Annotated in this window: 18 protein-coding genes and 1 pseudogene; 10 read left to right on the top strand and 9 right to left on the bottom strand. The window is 65.9% G+C overall.

Annotation, left to right across the window (positions count from 1 at the left end; genetic code table 11):
• Positions 1-136 precede the first annotated feature (136 nt).
• Entirely contained in the window at positions 137-1,183 is a 1,047-nt protein-coding gene (locus tag ACT4ML_RS07885) for a phytoene/squalene synthase family protein (protein WP_444720361.1), read from the top strand.
• Between the two features lie 56 nt (positions 1,184-1,239).
• Complete coding sequence (locus ACT4ML_RS07880) at positions 1,240-1,659, top strand: thiol-disulfide oxidoreductase DCC family protein (RefSeq protein WP_444720360.1); 420 nt, start codon at positions 1,240-1,242, stop codon at positions 1,657-1,659.
• A gap of 51 nt (positions 1,660-1,710) precedes the next feature.
• Here ACT4ML_RS07880 and ACT4ML_RS07875 read toward each other — a convergent pair whose 3' ends face one another.
• Together ACT4ML_RS07875 and ACT4ML_RS07870 are read right to left on the bottom strand one after the other, a co-directional pair.
• Positions 1,711-3,000 carry a hypothetical protein gene (locus tag ACT4ML_RS07875; protein ID WP_444720359.1) on the bottom strand — a complete coding sequence of 430 codons (1,290 nt, stop codon included), beginning with the start codon at positions 2,998-3,000 and terminating at the stop codon, positions 1,711-1,713.
• A gap of 159 nt (positions 3,001-3,159) precedes the next feature.
• Positions 3,160-4,014 (bottom strand): 3-hydroxyacyl-CoA dehydrogenase family protein, encoded by an 855-nt coding sequence (locus ACT4ML_RS07870; protein ID WP_444720358.1) that lies wholly within the window; start codon positions 4,012-4,014, stop codon positions 3,160-3,162.
• A gap of 129 nt (positions 4,015-4,143) precedes the next feature.
• On the opposite strand from ACT4ML_RS07870, the gene ACT4ML_RS07865 reads away from it, so the two are divergent.
• The 4 genes and pseudogenes from ACT4ML_RS07865 (at position 4,144) to ACT4ML_RS07850 (ending at position 6,817) form a co-directional block, all read left to right on the top strand.
• On the top strand, positions 4,144-4,926 hold the full coding sequence (locus ACT4ML_RS07865) for a hypothetical protein (protein WP_444720357.1): 783 nt from the start codon (positions 4,144-4,146) through the stop codon (positions 4,924-4,926).
• A gap of 135 nt (positions 4,927-5,061) precedes the next feature.
• Positions 5,062-5,148 (top strand): annotated as a pseudogene (locus ACT4ML_RS07860) (hypothetical protein); the annotation flags it as partial.
• A gap of 3 nt (positions 5,149-5,151) precedes the next feature.
• Entirely contained in the window at positions 5,152-5,946 is a 795-nt protein-coding gene (locus ACT4ML_RS07855) for a class I fructose-bisphosphate aldolase (protein WP_138245755.1), read from the top strand.
• A gap of 1 nt (position 5,947) precedes the next feature.
• Entirely contained in the window at positions 5,948-6,817 is an 870-nt protein-coding gene (locus ACT4ML_RS07850) for a class 1 fructose-bisphosphatase (protein WP_444720356.1), read from the top strand.
• Between the two features lie 4 nt (positions 6,818-6,821).
• Here the strand turns inward: ACT4ML_RS07850 and ACT4ML_RS07845 are convergent, their stop codons facing one another.
• Together ACT4ML_RS07845 and ACT4ML_RS07840 are read right to left on the bottom strand one after the other, a co-directional pair.
• The gene (locus tag ACT4ML_RS07845) at positions 6,822-7,079 is read right to left on the bottom strand and encodes a hypothetical protein (RefSeq protein ID WP_444720355.1); all 258 of its coding nucleotides are present in this window, start codon (positions 7,077-7,079) and stop codon (positions 6,822-6,824) included.
• A gap of 62 nt (positions 7,080-7,141) precedes the next feature.
• Positions 7,142-8,314, bottom strand: coding sequence for a hypothetical protein (locus ACT4ML_RS07840; protein ID WP_444720354.1), 1,173 nt, complete (start codon positions 8,312-8,314; stop codon positions 7,142-7,144).
• 533 nt (positions 8,315-8,847) lie between these two features.
• Between ACT4ML_RS07840 and ACT4ML_RS07835 the strand changes: the two genes are divergently transcribed.
• The 3 genes from ACT4ML_RS07835 to ACT4ML_RS07825 all read left to right on the top strand — a co-directional run bounded on the left by ACT4ML_RS07835 (position 8,848) and on the right by ACT4ML_RS07825 (position 12,480).
• The gene (locus ACT4ML_RS07835) at positions 8,848-10,653 is read left to right on the top strand and encodes an acyl-CoA carboxylase subunit beta (RefSeq protein WP_444720353.1); all 1,806 of its coding nucleotides are present in this window, start codon (positions 8,848-8,850) and stop codon (positions 10,651-10,653) included.
• A 215-nt stretch (positions 10,654-10,868) separates the two neighbouring features.
• Positions 10,869-11,219 carry a DUF5658 family protein gene (locus ACT4ML_RS07830; RefSeq protein ID WP_138246790.1) on the top strand — a complete coding sequence of 117 codons (351 nt, stop codon included), beginning with the start codon at positions 10,869-10,871 and terminating at the stop codon, positions 11,217-11,219.
• 139 nt (positions 11,220-11,358) lie between these two features.
• Positions 11,359-12,480: a DUF7537 family lipoprotein gene (locus ACT4ML_RS07825; protein WP_444720352.1), complete on the top strand. Its 1,122-nt coding sequence runs from the start codon at positions 11,359-11,361 to the stop codon at positions 12,478-12,480.
• Between the two features lie 11 nt (positions 12,481-12,491).
• On the opposite strand, the gene ACT4ML_RS07820 is transcribed toward ACT4ML_RS07825, so the two are convergent.
• The 4 genes from ACT4ML_RS07820 to ACT4ML_RS07805 form a co-directional block, all read right to left on the bottom strand.
• Positions 12,492-13,121 (bottom strand): PH domain-containing protein, encoded by a 630-nt coding sequence (locus tag ACT4ML_RS07820; RefSeq protein WP_444720351.1) that lies wholly within the window; start codon positions 13,119-13,121, stop codon positions 12,492-12,494.
• Positions 13,099-13,737 (bottom strand): PH domain-containing protein, encoded by a 639-nt coding sequence (locus tag ACT4ML_RS07815; RefSeq protein WP_444720350.1) that lies wholly within the window; start codon positions 13,735-13,737, stop codon positions 13,099-13,101. Before ACT4ML_RS07815 ends, ACT4ML_RS07820 begins: the two co-directional genes overlap by 23 nt.
• 5 nt (positions 13,738-13,742) lie before the next feature.
• Complete coding sequence (locus ACT4ML_RS07810) at positions 13,743-14,264, bottom strand: MaoC family dehydratase (protein ID WP_444720349.1); 522 nt, start codon at positions 14,262-14,264, stop codon at positions 13,743-13,745.
• Between the two features lie 164 nt (positions 14,265-14,428).
• Entirely contained in the window at positions 14,429-15,829 is a 1,401-nt protein-coding gene (locus ACT4ML_RS07805; protein WP_444720348.1) for an NAD-dependent succinate-semialdehyde dehydrogenase, read from the bottom strand.
• A 120-nt stretch (positions 15,830-15,949) separates the two neighbouring features.
• Between ACT4ML_RS07805 and ACT4ML_RS07800 the strand changes: the two genes are divergently transcribed.
• Entirely contained in the window at positions 15,950-16,162 is a 213-nt protein-coding gene (locus ACT4ML_RS07800) for a hypothetical protein (protein ID WP_138245766.1), read from the top strand.
• A 252-nt stretch (positions 16,163-16,414) separates the two neighbouring features.
• On the opposite strand, the gene ACT4ML_RS07795 is transcribed toward ACT4ML_RS07800, so the two are convergent.
• Complete coding sequence (locus ACT4ML_RS07795) at positions 16,415-17,701, bottom strand: Cdc6/Cdc18 family protein (RefSeq protein ID WP_138245767.1); 1,287 nt, start codon at positions 17,699-17,701, stop codon at positions 16,415-16,417.
• Between the last annotated feature and the right edge of the window lie 117 nt (positions 17,702-17,818).

Genomic DNA, 17,818 nt, shown 5'->3' with positions numbered 1-17,818 from the left:
CATACGAATTTCGTCGGAACTCGCCGGGCAGCGAGGAACCGATCGACCCGCGTTCACACCGCGATTGCCGCCGATCGGAAGAACACGCCGCGACCGCGGTGTTTTTCCCGGATGGTCACGAAACTAACTCGAGTAGATGACCACGGGCCAGCCCGAACCCCCCACTGACGCCGACCTCGAGTGGTGTTATGATGCGGTTCACGGCGTTTCGCGGACCTTTTCGATCACGATCGATCGGCTCGAGGAGCCGATGGCGAGACACATCTGTCTCGGCTACCTCCTCTGTCGAATCGCTGATACGATCGAGGATGCGGGACACATCCCGCCGGAGACCCAGACCGAACTGCTCTCGACGTTCGATCGGCTGCTCGATCCGGACGAGTCGGCATCGGTCGCGGCCTTCATGGACGACGTCGAGCCGTGGATTCCCGAGGAACGCACCGACGACTGGGAGGTCGTCGACGAGACGCCGCGGGTGCTGCGAACGTTCGAATCGCTCGAGGAGGAGCCCCGAGAAATCATGCGCGAACCCGTCCGCGAACTCGTCGACGGCATGGCGATGTTCACCGACCGGTACGCCACTGAGGGCGGACTGCGCCTCCAGACCATCGAGGAACTCGAAGAGTACTGCTGGTACGCCGCCGGCACGGTCGGCACCCTGATTACGGGCCTGGTCGCCCGCGGCACCTCCAACGAGCGGGCCGCGGAGATGCGGGAGAACGCCCGATCGTTCGCGCTCCTCTTGCAACTGGTCAACATCGCGAAAGACGTCGAGGACGACTACCACGAGGAAAACAACGTCTACCTCCCCGCCGAGTGGCTCGCGGCGGAGGACGTCGACGTCGAGGCGGTCACCGACGAGGCCCACCACGGTGGCGTCACGAACGTCATCAAGCGGGTGACAGGCCGCGCCGAAGGCTACCTCGACGACGCCCAGCGCTACCTCGAGGTCGTGCCCGAACACCACGGCAACCGGCTCTCGGCGTGGGCGATCCCCTACCTGCTCGCGGTCGGGACCCTCCGGGAACTGCGCGAACGCCCGGAAGACGTCGTCCGCGAGGGCGACGTGAAGGTCTCTCGAGCGGAGGTCTTCGCGCTGCTCCAGCAGTTCGAGGACGGCGTCTCCCGCTCGCGGCTCGAGGAACTCCGGCGTACGATGTCCGAACAGCCGCTCCACCAGTAGCCGGCCCGCGCCGACCGGAACCCTGAATTGGAACCGGCCGCAACGGGGAGACAACAATGAGTTCGGAGACGCCGGACGGCCCGGTCATCCTCTTCGACGGCGTCTGTAACCTCTGTAACGGGTTCGTCCAGTTCATTCTCCCCCGGGACACCGAGGGGACGTTCCGCTTTGCCTCGCTCCAGTCCGATGTCGGCACCGAACTGCTCGCCGAGCACGGCCTCCCGACCGACGAACTCGAGTCGATCGTCCTGATCGAGGGCGAGGACTGTTACGTGAAATCCGACGCGGTCATCCGCATCGCGCGGCTCCTCGGCGGCGTCTACGCCCTGCTAGGCCCGTTCCGATTCCTCCCGCGCCGGCTCCGGAACTGGGCCTACGACTTCGTCGCCGCGCGTCGCTATCGCTGGTTCGGCAAAAAAGACCAGTGTGCCATGCCGCCGGCTGACGTCGACGTCGGCGCGCGATTCCTCGAGTAGCGCCGGTGTCGGCACGTTCGGTCTCGAGTGGAAATCGACTACGAGGAGCGCTCAGTCGACCCCGAGAGCCAGCCGTCGACCGAGCAGCGCGAGCGGGTAGCCGAAGGCGGCGACGACTCCGACCCACGGGAGCAGTAAGAGGCCGTAGACGGTCGGCCCGTATCCGAACAGGGAGACGGGAGCGATGCTCGCGATCGCACCGACCGGCGCGAGCGCGGCGACCGCGACGAGTGCGATCGGGAATCGCCCGCGCTCGGCGGCGTACCCGATCGGGAGACAGAGCGCGGTGGCCGCGCCGAAACAGAGCGGGAACCCGTACACCGGCGGGCCGACCAACAGGAGAGTTATTCCCGCAGTGGCGACCGTCGCGAGGATCGACAGCCCGACCAGCCCGCGAGTCTCGAGTCCGTCCCCGAACCGGCGCGCCGCGCTTCCCAGCAGGGCGTAGCCGACCCCGAGCGCGGCCAGTGCGACGGCACCCGGTGCGGGATCGGCACCGGTCGCGGCCACGCCGACGACGAGGAAGCCGCCCGCGCCGACGGCACCGACGGCGACGATCAGCCGCTCGAGCGTCGCGGCGTCGACGGCGTCGATCCCCGTGTCGATTCGACCGATCGCGACGGCGACGAGTCCGAGCAGGACGCCAGGGATGAGGCCGCCGGTCACGCCGTGCTCGATCGCCGTCGGACCGGTCTCGAGCCCGATCGTGGCGTAGCTGGTCGCCATTCCGGGGATGCCGCCATTGCCGTAGGTGATGGATGTCTGCCTGTCGAACCCGGTCTCGGCCGTCCACGTCGCGGCGTTCCCATCGACCTCGGCGTCGGGGACGCGGTTCGTGATTTCGGTCCCCTCGGGCGTGTGGACCGTCACCCGATCGGCCGCCAGCCCGTACCGGGTGTTCGACGCGCCCACGGCGAAGTAATCGACGAGCCACGCGTCGCCGACCCCGCGGCTCGCGACGTCGTCGACGGTGTAGTTCACGACGACCGTCTCGTCCTCGAGACTCGAGTCGACGGTGCCGACGTTGCCGGCGGCCGCGTGGTAGCGCGCCCACGCGTCGTCGACTGCGGCCTCGAGTGCGGTGTCGTTGCTCCGGTATCGCTCGGCGGCCGACGAATTGACTGGAACCCGAGCCTGCCACAGCGAGTCACCCGTTTCGTCGATATAGATATCGAGCGTGCCGGGTTCGGTCGCGCCGTCGATCTCGGCGTCGTTCGCGACGTGCGGGCCACAGACCCCGCAGAGCTGCGTCGGCGGGGGCGCGCCCGCGACGGTGGCGAGGCCGCCTATCGCGACGAGGCTACAGCAGAGGGCGAGGAGCGCGAGTCGGGCGGGTCGCATCGTCGCCGAGTACGCGTGTCAACTGTAAATAAATTAGGTCTTGATGAACTGTACTCGAGCGCTCGAGGACGCTGGCGTGGTAGCCGGCGATCGAACGCTCGTTTCAGAACGGACAGTCAACGGTACGCGCCTCGAGCCGGGCAGTGAGAGGGCGTTCACTCACTCGTATTCGTAGAAGCCCGTCCCCGTTTTCTTGCCGAGGTCGCCGGCCTCGACCTTTCGCTTGAGCAGGTAGGCGGGCTTGTACCGGTCGCCCAGTTCCTCGTGGAGCGTTTCGGAGGCGTGGAGACAGACGTCCAGCCCGATGTGATCGGCGAGGGTGAGCGGTCCCATCGGGACGTTCGTGCCGAGTTCCATCCCGCGGTCGATGTCCTCCTTCGAGGCGACGCCCTCGTCGTAGGCGCGGATCCCCTCGTTGATCCAGGGCATCAGGATGCGGTTGGTGACGAAGCCGGGCTTGTCGTCGGCCTCCCACGTCGTCTTTCCGAGATCCTCGGCGATGTGGTGGGCCAGTTCGGTCGCCGCATCGGTCGTCTTCTCGCCGACGACGACCTCGACGCCCTCCATGATCGGCACCGGGTTCATGAAGTGTAGTCCGACCACGCGCTCGGGGGCCTCGAGATCGCTCGCGATCGAGGTGATCGAGAGCGTACTCGTGTTCGTCGCCAGCAGGACGTCGTCGTCACAGACCCGCTCGAGGTCGGCGAAGACTTCCCGTTTGACCTCGAGCTCCTCGAGGGCGGCCTCGACGACGAGATCGCAGTCTCCCAGATCCTCGAGGAGCGTCGTCCCCTCGATCCGGTCTCGGACGGTCGACGGGTCCTCGCCGAGGTCGCCGCGGGTCGCGAGTCGCTCGAGGCTGTCGTCGATGGTATCGAACCCGTTCTCGACGAACTCCTGTTCGATGTCGCGCATCACGACGTCGTACCCGTTGGTCGCCGCGACCTGTGCGATGCCGCTGCCCATCGTTCCCGCGCCGACGACGCCGATCCGGTCGATCTGCTCGCGAACCATACGGGCGCTACCTCGGTCGCGGCCGTAAGCGTGCTGGTGTCGGAGCCACTGAAGTGGCTACGATACGGGACGCGGCGAGGATAAGTTTCAAGACGGGACAGTGTGAGCTACGGACAACCGGTGGATCGCGTGAGCAAGAAAAACGCCGTCAGCGACGCGGGGACGGGTACACCAGCCGAGAGCGAGGGAGAGGGGAGCCGTATCGTCGATATCGGCATCACCGTCGACGTGAGCGACGACGGGAACGCTGTCGTCGATGCCGGCGGCCGCGACGACATCGAACTCGAGTTCGACGAGGACGACCTGCTCGAGGCGACCGACGCTGTGGCTGAGACCGCAGCCGACACAGCAGTCGATACGGACGACGACCCCGACGGAACGGCGGAGACGGATGCGCCGATCGAACCCGATGAGCGCGACGCGCTCGAGGCGGTCGATATCGATCCGGACGCCATCGCGGACAAGGAGTACTCCTACCGGATGTTACTGGATCGAGGCGTCGCGGAACCGATCGCGGACACCCTCCGCCGGCGGTACTCGCTGCCGTGGTCGTTCGAGAGCGACGGCGACCTCGAGCGACGCTCGGACGAGGTTCGGGGCCTCGGCGACGCCGAACGCGAGTGGATCGCCGTCAGCGGGGACGAGGACTGGCAGGCCTTCGAGTACGAACACTCGGAACCCATCGCCGTCGGCCGAGAGCGACCGTCGGAGCGACCGTATCCCAGACCGACGCCGATCACGGCGGTTACGGGGGTCGGACCCGACGACGCCGACACGTTGGCCGAAGCCGGCGTCCGCTCGGCGGAGCGACTGGCGACGATCGACGCGATGGCGGTCGCCGGCGTCCTCGATCTGAACGTCCTGCACGTCCGGACGTGGCGGCACAACGCGCGCGAACTGCTCGGCGACTGAGTTCGCCGGCGACTGTTCCGATTCGGCGCATTCTCGCGATCCGAGCGTTCCGTCGCCGACTCGAGGCGATCGCTCTGAACACGACGCGTGTTCATTTCGAACCGATAGTTTTCAGTTCGATACAACGATTCGCCACGGAAAACCGGCCATATTACTACTGTTATACTCAATTTCGATAATCCGGACCATCAGAGATTTATAGCGGCCTGTTGGACCGTCTAACAGATGATTCCGATCGACGACTCTCCGATCGTTCGCGACGGCAAGTCACTGATTCTCGCGATGGACCACGGGTTAGAGCACGGGCCCGTCGATTTCGAGGAAGTACCGGAGAAACTCGATCCGTCGACCGTCTTCGAAACGGCGACGCACGACGCGGTCACCTCGATCGCCGTCCAGAAGGGGATCGCGGAGGGCTACTACCCGAGCTACGAGGACGACGTCAACCTCCTGGTGAAGCTCAACGGGACCTCGAACATGTGGATGGGCGAGCCCGACTCCGCGATCAACTGCTCGGTCGACTACGCGGCCGAGATCGGTGCCGACGCGGTCGGCTTTACCGTCTACAGCGGCTCGAACCACGAGGTCGAGATGTACGAGGAGTTCCGCCGCGTCCAGGAGAAGGCCCGCGAGTACGACCTCCCCGTCGTCATGTGGTCCTACCCGCGCGGACAGGGACTCAAGAACGACACCAAGCCGAGCACGATCTCGTATGCGACCCGCATCGCACTCGAGGTCGGTGCCGACATCGCGAAGGTCAAATACCCCGGCAGCACCGACGCCATGGAGCACGCCTGCAAGGCCGCGGGCGACATGAAAGTCGTCATGAGCGGCGGCTCGAAGACCTCCGACTACGACTTCTGTTCGACCGTCGAAGCTGCCGTCAACGCCGGCGCGAGCGGCCTCGCCGTCGGCCGCAACGTCTGGCAGCGCGAGAACCCGACCACGATCCTCGACGCGCTCGAGGAGGTCATCTACGAGGAGGCCACCGCCGACGCCGCACTCGAGGCCGCCGACTAGGATGACGGTGTCCGATCCAGTCGTCGAGAGCGTCGTGGCGACGATCAGTCGCTCGGCGACCGAGATCCGACAGGGGCTGATCGGCCGACGCGGGACGGTCGACGAGGAGAATCCCAGCGGCGAGACCCAAGCCGAGGCCGACGTCTGGGCCGACGAGTTGCTCGGCGATCGACTCGCCGGAATCGACGGCGTCGGCCAGTACGCGAGCGAGGAGCGAGCCGCAGTCATCGACTGCGGCGCGGATCCGTCGGCGTCGGATAGCTACGCCGTCGCCGTGGACCCGCTCGACGGCTCCTCGAACCTCAAATCGAACAACACGATGGGGACGATATTCGGCGTCTACGACGCCGCCCTCCCGGCTCGCGGCGAGACCCTCGTCGCCGCCGGGTTCGTCCTCTACGGACCGATCACGACGATGGTGATCGCGACCGACGAGACCGTCACCGAGTACGAACTCTCCGGCGGCGAGCGCACGGTCGTCGACCGCGACGTGACCCTCCCCGCGGAGCCGGTCGTCTACGGCTTCGGCGGCCGCGTTCCCGACTGGCCCGCCGACTTCCGCGAGTACGCCCGCGAGATCGAGTCCGAACTCAAACTCCGCTACGGCGGCGCGCTGATCGGCGACATCAATCAGGTGCTCACCTACGGCGGCACCTTCGGCTACCCCGCCCTCGAGTCCCGTCCGGACGGCAAGCTCCGGCTGCAGTTCGAGGGGAACCCGATCGGCTACGTCGTCGAGCGTGCCGGCGGGCGCTCCTCGGACGGCACGCAGTCACTGCTCGCCGTGGAACCCGACGAGTTACACGACCGGACGCCGGTCCACGTCGGCAACGACGAGCTGATCGAGCGACTCGAGGCGACGCTCGCGTAACGGCTCAATCCTCGCCGTCACCGTCGCCGGTGGTCCGGACCCACGCCGGCGTCACGGTGACATAGGTCGCGACACCGATCACGAGCAGCGTATAGAACGCCCAGCGGGGCCACGCCGTCTCGAGGAACAGGAGCGTCAGGAAGAGGACCCACAGCGAGACGGCGAGCAGGTCGCCAAGTAGTCTGAGAAGACCGCGTGCAGCGGTACTGACGGTGCTTCGATTGCGACCGGCGTCCGTCGAGCGGGCGGTGTCGTTACTCATCTGCGGTCGGGTTGAGCGGGCTCGTCGGCCCGGTATGAGTTCTGTCGTCGATTCCGCGGCGGTCAGAAGTGGTAGCCATGTTTCTCGGTCAATCGGTAGGCACCGACGCCCCAGACGTAGCTCTGTCCGGGCCACCAGGTGCGGGCGTTGTTGAACCCCGCGACGAGCACGTCGCCGTCCTCGCTCTCGGGGTCGCGGTGGTAGCTCACGGAGCCGCTGTCGCCGTCGGTCAGATCCATCTCACCGCCCCAGCGGATCTGCCCGCGACGACAGAAGTCGTCGGTGAAACAGGTGACGGCGTCGACCCCCTGAATCTTGCCCGTCGTGTGGCCGCTCAGGGCACCGACCTTCTCGAGTTCCTCGTCACGAGCGACGAGATCGGCGAGGCCGAACTTGGTGTACTGCCCGCGGACACGGGGCTGGGACGGCGCGTCGATCCTGCTCGCGGGTTCGACTTCGCCGGTAGGGACGACGGCGGCGATGTCCTCGACGGGATGGTAGTCGGCGACGGTCCCGATTTCGAGCGTCTCGTCGCCCTCGCGGGGCAGCAACAGGGAATTGCCGGTCGTGTCGCTATCCTCGCCGAAGGCGTGGTCCGCCGTCACGAAGAACTGCCGCTCGCCGTCGGGGTGGTACAGCGCCGGCCCGAGCGTCGCCATGCTCGAGGGCGTCTCGCAGGCGACACCGCTGGGGACGCGGCCGTCCGCGGTGAGATCGGCGATTCGCGGCTCTCTGGACTCGGGATCGTTCTGGATGTCGCCGACGTCGATGATCGTCTCGGCGTTGATGTCGATCCCCTCCGCGAGCTCGCCGAGCAGCTCCCGCAGGGAGTGACCGTCGCTCGAGAGGCCGACGGAGACGGTGGCGGTCCCGCTCTCGTAGCTGCCGGGGATGACCGCGCTCCCGAGGTAGCCGGTGAAGGCGCGGCGGGCCAGCAGGTCGTTGATCTCGAAGGCCTTCTCGACGGCGGCGTACCACTCCGCGGGGACGTGGCGCGTTCGGTCCCGGACCGACCACGGATCGTCGGGGTCGTCCCTGACGAGGGCGGTGACGACGGGGACCTCGCCGTCGTCGGCGGCGAGGAAGTCATCCACGCCGAGCCACTGGGCCATGCCGACGGCGAACCCGCCACTGACGACGGTTCGCAGGAACTCTCGCCGGTCCATCCCCGTCTCGAGTCGATCGCGAAGCGTTGCGAGTCGCTGCACGAGACGCCCGGAGTGTGCTGTCGACATACCGCGATACTGATGTTCGGTCGCTGTGCGCCCCGCTCCGTCGAATCGTCTGTTCACGGACACGGGATCGATAACCGTCAAAACGAACGGCAAAATTGACGAAAGGGGTTCTGCCTGCAGCTGCCGCCGAAGGTAGTATTCCCGATATACGGCGGTTTCGATGCGTTTCCGCCGGATTTCGGAATTCGACGGCCCGCCCACGAGACGGCGGCCATTCCCACTGGAAATACCCCTATATAATAGCTGCACGACTGAACGCAAGCGTTCGTGTCACGTGCCCGGTCAGTACGTATTGTCTCCGCGTTGGTGACCGCGGAGGCAGAACGCACCTCTCGATCGGTTCGCGCCGGCCGCGATGACGCAACCTCCTCATCCCCTCGCGGCGAGCTCCGATGATCAGTGGCGATCGATTCGGCGCGGACCGTTCTCTCCTTTCCACCTCTGTGCCTCGAGCCCCCGAGCCGACGGCCCGCTCGCTCGAGCGATCGCGAATCGGGGAAAACGGTATCCGGTCGCCCGACACAGGCAGTAGCATGCGAGTTCGTATCACGGCCGGTGCCGACGACGAGGAGGCTGCGGCGATCGCGGCCGCGCTAGCCGATCACGTCGGCGAGACGGTCGAGGTCTACTGCGCCGACGAGAGTGATCCGACGGCGGTCCACGAGATCGACGGGGAGCCCGGCGTCCCGGCCGATGAGGGAACGACGGCCAGCCCTGGTGCGGAGACCCACGACTCCGGCGATGACGACGACCTCGAGCCGACCGAGCGCGAGCGGCGATTGCGGGACGAAATCGCGGACATCCTCGAGGGTGGTCCCGAGAAGTACAGGGACCAACTTGCCGAGGAGGGGAAACTGTTCGTCCGCGACCGGCTCGAGCTGTGGTTTTCCGGCGCGGACAGCGAGTTGCGCTTCGAGGACGGCAAGTTCGCGGCGTTCGACGACTGGCACTCGAGCGGGGCGAACACGGACGAGGACACCGACGACCGGCTGCCGGCGGACGGCCTGATCACGGCCGCGGCGACCTTCGAGGGACGGGATGTCCACGTCATGGCCAACGACTACACGGTCAAGCGCGGAAGTATGGCCGCCAAGGGCGTCGAGAAGTTCCTCCGGATGCAACAGCGCGCGCTCAAGACCGGCAACCCCGTGTTCTACCTGATGGACTCCTCGGGCGGCCGGATCGACCAGCAGACCGGCTTCTTCGCCAATCGGGAGGGGATCGGGAAGTACTACTACAACCACTCGATGCTCTCCGGGCGGGTACCACAGATCTGCGTGCTCTACGGGCCCTCGATCGCCGGCGCGGCCTACACGCCGGTCTTCGCGGACTTCACGATCATGGTCGAGGGGATGTCCGCGATGGCGATCGCGTCCCCGCGGATGGTGCAGATGGTCACCGGCGAGGACATCGACCTACAGGAACTCGGCGGGCCGCAGGTCCACATGCGCGAATCGGGATCGGCGGACCTGATCGCCGACGACGAGGAACACGCTCGCGAGCTCGTAGCGCAGTTGATCACCTACCTGCCCGACAACGCCGACGAGACGCCGCCGAATCGGGAGCCGACCGCGCCCGCGAAGTCGCCGGACGGCATCGACGCGATCGTCCCACAGCAGCCAAACCGGGGGTACGACATGACCGACGTTATCGACCGGATCGTCGACGCGGGCTCGTACTTCGAGTTACGCCCCGATTACGGTCCCGAAATCGTCACGGTCTACGCCCGGATCGACGGCCGGCCGGTCGGCATCGTCGCCAACCAACCTGCCCACCGCGCCGGGGCAATTTTCCCCGACGCGGCCGAGAAGGCCGCGGAGTTCATCTGGAAGTCGGACGCGTTCAACATTCCCTTACTCTACCTCTGTGACACGCCCGGCTTCATGGCCGGCTCGCAGGTCGAGAAAGACGGCATCTTAGAGCAGGGCAAGCGGATGATCTACGCGACCTCCTCGGCCACGGTGCCGAAACAGACCGTCGTCGTCCGCAAGGCCTACGGCGCGGGCATCTACGCGATGGGTGGGCCCGCCTACGACCCCGAGAGCGTGATCGGGCTGCCCTCCGGCGAGATCGCGATCATGGGGCCCGAGGCGGCGATCAACGCCGTCTACGCCCGCAAGCTCGCTGAGATCGACGATCCCGACGAGCGCGAACGGCTGGAAAAGGAACTCCGCGAGGAGTACCGCGAGGACATCGACATCCACCGGATGGCCAGCGAGGTCGTCATCGACGAGATCGTCCCGCCGAGCGCGCTGCGCGAGGAACTGGCCGCCCGCTTCGATTTCTACGCCGATATCGAGAAGTCGCTGCCCGACAAGAAACACGGGACGATTCTCTGACGGGCCGGCTGGCCGACAGCGAGGCGACCCGTTCGTCACTGTTCTCGCCCGCGAATCCCGGACTACTCCGCGCCGCTCGAGCGGAGAATCCGCGGTTATGACGGCTTACCGACGACGGAGCGGCCCCTACGCTTGGCATAACAATACCCCGCGTGCTGGAATCGACGCTCGTTCCCGAGGGCGCGACGAGCCGGTTCGATTCCGGCGGGGAGCCTATGAGTTCCGAGGGCGCGTTCCTGCGCCATCGTTTGCCGGGCGACGTGACGCCCGTCGACCTCGAGCGGCTGCTCTGGGCGGTCGTGATACTGGCCCTGCTCGCCGATGTCGTGACGACGTTCGTCGGCCTCCACGTCGGCCTGTCTGAGTCCAATCCCGCCGCTCGCGGGGCGATCGAGAGCCACGGGCTGGGCGGGATGCTCGCGCTGAAGGGCTTCGCCATCGGCGTCGGACTGGTCTGTCGGCTCCTCCTCGAGCGAGAGTACCGGCCGATCGTCCCGGCCGGGCTCGCGCTGCCGTGGCTGGCCGCCGCGGTGCTTAACGTCTACACGATCGCGAGCGTTCTCTGATCGGCGAAGGGGCGAGAATCGGTCCGAATCGGGGTCTCGCGTCCGTTGCTTCGAGCGGTCGGACGACTCGAGTCCCGGACCGTCTGTACTGTGTGCTGTCATCAATGGATTTATCTTCTGACATAGAAACTATATTCTCATGACAAATAGAACGACGAGACGGCGGTGGCTTCGCGGGTGCGGCGCGCTCAGTGTCGTCGGACTGGCCGGCTGTCTCAGCGACGATATCGGCAGTTCCGAGACCGACGACGGACCCGAGGGCGAATCGACCGACCTCGAGTTTCCGCCGGGGTTGAGTATCGACGGCATCGACGACTCAGCGGCGCTGTTCGACGCTCACAGCAGCGTGGTGACAGCGACAGCGTTTACCGGCGAGCACGCGGTCACGGTCCGACGGACGGACGAAACCACGGGTGAATCGACGACGACGACGCCGGCGTCCTTCGAGATCCGTGCCGAACCCAGCGCCGAACGCGCCGAAAAAACCACGTTCGAGGGGCCGGACGGGAGCGACGTGGACCACGCCGTCTACATCGACGGCGACCGCGGCGCGACGAGTACCGGCGACCATGTCACGCAGCGCACCGCCGACGAGTTGGTCGAGGCGTCGCTCGAGCCGATGGGATCGTGGGTGCGGATCGTCGACGGCGAGTACGACGGGACGGAGACCGTCGGAGAAGAAGCCGTCCACAGCGTCAGCATCACGGGCCTCGAGGAGCAACACGTTCCCGGCGACGAACTCGACGAGGAGGGATCGATCCTCGTCGACGAAGACGGGCTGATTCGGCGGTTTCGAGCGGCCCAATCCGGGGTACGGAACGACACGCGCGTCGAACTCGAGGCCAGCTTCGAATTCAACGATGTCGGCGAAACGACCGTCGAGAAACCCGCGTGGGTCGACGACCTCGAGGAAACCGGCGAAAAACGGTTCGAGGTCGAGCCCGGTAGCACGGTCGACCTCGCGGGAGAGATTAGCGCGTGGGTCGGGCGCGCACCGTCGGCCATCGCCGGCGTCGAGAACCCGACGCTCGTCCTCGAGGCGGGCGAATCGTACGAAATCGGCTGGTCTGTTGGTAACGGCGCGGCGCACAACATCGAAATCCGGGACGAAAACGACGAGGTCATCGACGACTACGAAACCGAGGTAACGACCGATCCGGGTCCTGAACAGTTTCTCGACATTACCGCGAGCGAGGAGATGGCGAAATACGTCTGTAACCCGCACGAACCCCTGATGAACGGCGATATCAAGGTTCGCTGAGCGGGGGCTGATTACGGGTTCCGCTCGAGGCTCCGTCGCCAGTCCCGGACCTCGGCGAGGACCGCTTCCCACTGGTCGCGCCGGCCCGGGATCTCGCTCCCCGTCAGACGCTCGCGTTCGGCCTCGAGTCGGTCGCGAATTCGGCCCGGTTCCTCGACGTTCCAGAACGCGAGTTCCGAACCGCCGGCGGTCTCGATCGTGACGGTGCCGTAGCCGACGACCCGGCCGATCGGGTCCTGCTCGACGGTCGTGTTCTGGATCCGCTCGAGGGAGACGATTCGGACGGTCCGCCCGAGGACGCCGTGTCGCGTGGCGGCGACCGTCTCCGTGACGACGAACGCCGTTCGCGAGACGCGAGCGTACTGCCACAGCGCCGGCGCGAGGACGACCGGCAGGCCGGCGACGGCGACGATCGGAAGCACGTCGACGACGACCGCGGCCAGCAGGGCGACCGCGCCGACGAGTGCGAGCGCGGCCCACGGGAGGATAGTCTGGATTCGCGGACCGGCCTGCCAGCGGATCCGGTCACCGTCCTCGAGCGGGAGCCACGGGGGAGCCGACGCGGACGGATCGGCGGCCGACGGCGTCTCGTCTGCAGCTCTCGCCGGCCCGCCGGCCTCAGATCGACTGATCCTCGTCATACTCGTAGGACTGGCGGTCGTCGGCTGGCTGGGCTGCGGATCGGTTCTCGGTAGACGACTGACCGGACGACCCGTCTTCGACGGCCGTTCGAATCGCTCGGAGTTCGGTGAGGATCTCCTCGAGCACGTCGTCTTTCGTGCGGTCGTCGGCGGACTCGCCGCGCTCGCGTTTGATCCGTTCGCTGATCCGCTGCTGGACGGCCTTCGGGTCGGGAACCGAGTTGAACGCCATCTCGACGCCGGAGCCGCCGGCGGTGCTGACCTCGACGGTACCGTAACCGAAGTGCGTTCCCAGCGCGCTCTGGCTGTAGGAGATGTCCTGGACCTTCTCGTGTTCGATCCGCTTGACGTCCCGCGAGAGCACGCCGGTCTTCTTGTACAGCGCGCGGTTCGTCACGACGTAGTGGGTGTTCGTCACGCGGAGGTACTCGCTGACGATGATGACGACGCCGATCAGGACGATCGCCAGCGGAATCCCGATCGCAAAGGCCGGAATGAGCGTTCGGCGATCCGGGCCGCCGGCCCAGATGATCTCCTCGTCGCCGTCCAGCGAGAGCCACTCGAGGGCCGCGGTGTCGGGACCTACAGCGTCGGACGCTTCTGATTCGGTGCTCATCGCGATCACGCACCCTCACCGTTCGCGTGCTCGTCGCCCGCGTTTCCAGCGTCTGTGTGGTCGCTGGTCGCATGCTCCCGTTTCAGCGAGAGCACAGTCCTGTCGAACTCGCAGACGAGCGGTTCGTCCGGATCGTTCGCTTTGAACGCCTCGACGTGCATGGTGACGATCCCGCGCTCGCCGTCGCTGGTCTCGCGCTTGTCCGTGACCGTCGACCGGGCGCGGATCGTATCGCCGTGGAAGACCGGGTTCGGGTGCTCGACGTCGTCGTATGAGAGGTTCGCGACGATCGTCCCGTCGGTCGTCTCCGGAATCGAGACCCCGACGGCCAGCGACATCGTGTAGAGCCCGTTGACCACCCGCTGGCCGAACTCGGTATCGGCCGCGAACTCGGCGTCGAGGTGGAGCGGTTGCTGGTTCATCGTCATATCACAGAAGCGCTGGTTGTCGCTCTCGGAGATCGTCCGCCGGCGCTCGTGGTCGATGGTCTCGCCGACCGAAAACTCCTCGTAGTACAGTCCCGTCATGCGTTCGAAATCACGCAGATCCTACAAAAGCGTGGCGTCGTCCCGGGCTCGAGACAGAAGCGGGACGAACGGTCGCCTGTCCCCGCCGCTCGAGTCCCGGCACCGGTTTCGATTTCGGCTCAGTCGGTCACCGGCCTTCCGCTCCGATAACCGCCTCGTGTCCGTCACTCGACCATATCGGTCTCCTCACCGGCGTCCTGCTGGACCCAGATGGTCTTGGTGTTCACGAACTCCCGGATACCGTGTCGAGAGAGTTCGCGGCCGTAGCCCGAGTCCTTCACGCCGCCGAAGGGCAGGCGCGGGTCGGACTTGACGAGTTCGTTGACGAAGGCCATCCCGGACTCGAACTGGCGGGCGACTCGTTCGCCGCGCTCGAGGTCCTCTGTCCAGACGCTCGCGCCGAGGCCGAAGCGGGTGTCGTTGGCCTTCTCGATCGCGGCGGCCTCGTCCGGGACCCGGAAGACCGTCGCGACCGGGCCGAACAGTTCCTCCTGATCCGCGGGCGCGTTTTCCGGGACGTCCGTGAGTACCGTCGGCGGGTAGAACGCGCCGTCGCGGTCCATCGGCTCGCCGCCGAGTTCGATCTCGCCGCCCTGATCGACCGTCTCCTCGACCTGCTCGTGGAGGTCGTCCATCAGGTCGTCGCGGGCCTGCGGGCCGATATCGGTGTCGTCGTCCATCGGATCGCCGACGACCTGCTCGTCCATCGCCTCGGTGAACCGATCGACGAACTCGTCGTAGACATCCTCGACCACGATGAACCGCTTGGCCGCAATACAGGACTGGCCGTTGTTGATGAGTCGGGCCTGTACCGCCGTCTCGACCGTCTGCTCCATCGGCGCGTCCTCGAGCACGACGAAGGGGTCGCTCCCGCCTAACTCGAGGACGTTCTTCTTGAGCTGGCTGCCGGCCGTTTCGGCAACCGCTCGGCCTGCCCCGTCGCTGCCGGTGATGGTGACGGCTCGAATGCGGTCGTCCTCGATCACCTCGTCGATCTCGCTGGAACTGATCAGCAGCGAGGTGAAGGCACCCTCCGGGAACCCCGCCTGTTCGAAAACGTCCTCGATGGCCCGCGCACAGCCGGGGACGTTCGAGGCGTGTTTCAGCAGGCCGACGTTGCCCGCGGCGAGGTTGGGGGCGGCGAAGCGGAACACCTGCCAGAACGGGAAGTTCCACGGCATGATGGCGAGCACCGGGCCGAGCGGCTGGTAGGCGACGACCGTGCGGGCGCTCTCGTCGCTCGCGACGACCTCGTCCTGTAGGTGTTCGGCGGCGTGTTCGGCGTAGTAGTCACAGACCCACGCGCACTTCTCGACCTCGTCGTGGGCCTGTCCGATGGGTTTCCCCATCTCCTCGGTCATCAGTTCGGCGTACTCGTCCTCGTTGTCCCGGAGGACGTCGGCCGCCCTCGAGAGGAGCCGCTGGCGGGCCTGGATCGGCGTGTCGCGCCACTCCTCGAAGGTCTCGTTCGCCCGCGCTAGGTGTTCGTCTCGCTCTTCGGTCGATGTCTCGTCGAAACTGTCGACCACGTCTCCCGTCGCCGGATTCGTACTCTCGATGGACACGCGGGAACCGACCACGACGAACCGCTTAGTACGCAGGGCTGCCAACTAAAGGACGAGTCGGACCGTCACGGTCGTTCGTACCACACAACCCCTATACTCCTCGAATTCCTAGAAACGGCAATGTCAACGCAGACCCAACACGACGATTCACACCCGCCGCCAGCGCAGCGAAAGACCGTCCTCTTCTGTCCGGACTGTGGCCACGAGAGTCCGATCACCGGCGACTGGGAGACCGCGACGGCCGACGGCGAGCGGTTGCTCGTCTGTACCGACTGCGGCTCGGTCGTCGACCGCCGATCGCGACGCCGGTCCGACCTCGCCGAAGCAGTGTAACACGGAGTCCGACTCTTTTCGACGGGCGATGCGAGCGGTGTCCAGATCGCAACGAGGGTCCCCCACCCCTCGTTCAGACTGAAAACCGTCTCGAGCGGGCGGGGTGGGTGTGGGAAGTTGGAGGTGAGTGTGTGGGTAGTCGGTGAGCGAGTAGGTAACCGGTGAGCAAGTGGGTAGTCGGTGAGAGGACAGTGAGAGAGTAGTTGATGGTGACTAGGTCGGCACGAACGGGATCCCGACCCAGCGGTTGTCCTACGAAAACGACTCGAGGTCGACGTCGCGGTCCGCCGTCGACGAGTCCCGCTCGCGGAGGTGATCGTACGTCGGCAGTTCCTCGAGCGAGGAATCGCGGCGGACGGCCTTGACGATGTGTTTCGGATCGGTGACGAGGCGATGGAGGAGGTAACTGCCCTGCGACCGGCCGCCGCCGGTCTTTTCGGACTCGATAACGCCGAGGAACGCCTGTTCCTTGAGTTGGCGGTAGAGTCCGTTCTCGGTGATCGGATCGTTGGCAACCAGTTCGCAGATTCCGACGTAGCGCTCGTAGACCTCTCGGGTCTTGTAGGTCTCCCGATCGCCTGTAATGATGCGGCTCGCGAGCGCGTACAGCGCGAGTTTCGCGTGGACGGTCGCACCGCTGGTGAGTTCTTCGATACGGTTGATCTCGGCGACCTCCTGTGCCTGCTGGATGTGATCCTCCGAGACCGTCTCGCTGCCGGTTCGACGGGCGAGTTCGCCGGCTTCCTTGAGGATCTCGATCGCCTTGCGCGCGTCCCCGTGTTTCTTCGCGGCGAGGGCCGCACAGAGTTCGATCGTGCCGCCCTCGAGCACGTCGGGCTGGAAGGCGTCCTCGCGATTGCGCATGATCTCCCGGAGTTGGGAGGCGTCGTAGGGATGGAAGAACAGTTCGCGGTGGCCGAAACTGCTGTCGATCCGTTCGTCGAGGGTCTCCCGATACTGGACCTTGTTGCTGATCCCGATCACGCCGATGTACGCGTCGGTTTTCCGGGCTTCGCGAGCGCGGGAGAGCTGCATCAGAATGTTGCTGTTGTCCAGTTTGTCGATCTCGTCTAAGATGACGATGACCGCGTCGAAACACGCCTCGAGAATGCGCCAGATGTGCTGGTAGTACTCCATCGTTCCGACCCCCCGAAGCGGGATGTTCTGTTGGTAGTCGGTCTGGTCTTTCAAACTGAGCGCCAACTGGCGCGTCGTTCGGGTTTCCGTGTTCGCCTCGGAGCAGTCGACGTAGAGCACGCCACAATCGATATCGTTGCTCCGGGCGGCGTCTTGGGCTCGAGTCGCGACGTGCCGGGAGATGAGACTCTTACCGGTTCCCGTCTTGCCGTAGAGCATCACGTTGTTCGGCGGGTCGCCGCGCGTGATCGCACCGACCTCGGCCGCGACGGACTGGATCTCGTCGTCGCGCCCGACGATGCGGTCCTCATCGGGGACGTGACCGACGTGGAGGAGTTCCTTCCGATTAAAGATGGGGTCGTGAGATTCGAAGAGCGGGTCCCCACCCGTCTGCTCAGCCATGTTTCCGTTCTGGAAGACTGTCGTTATAAATCTATGGAAGGTGGTTCAGACTGATAAACATAGAATAGAGACGTGATAACAGCAGTATAATCCGAATATGGTGCAATCAGCCTTCTC

Source organism: Natrinema sp. LN54 (assembly GCF_052439245.1).
GTDB classification, from domain to species: Archaea; Halobacteriota; Halobacteria; order Halobacteriales; family Natrialbaceae; genus Natrinema; species Natrinema versiforme_A.
This window is presented reverse-complemented; position numbering and strand designations above follow the sequence as displayed.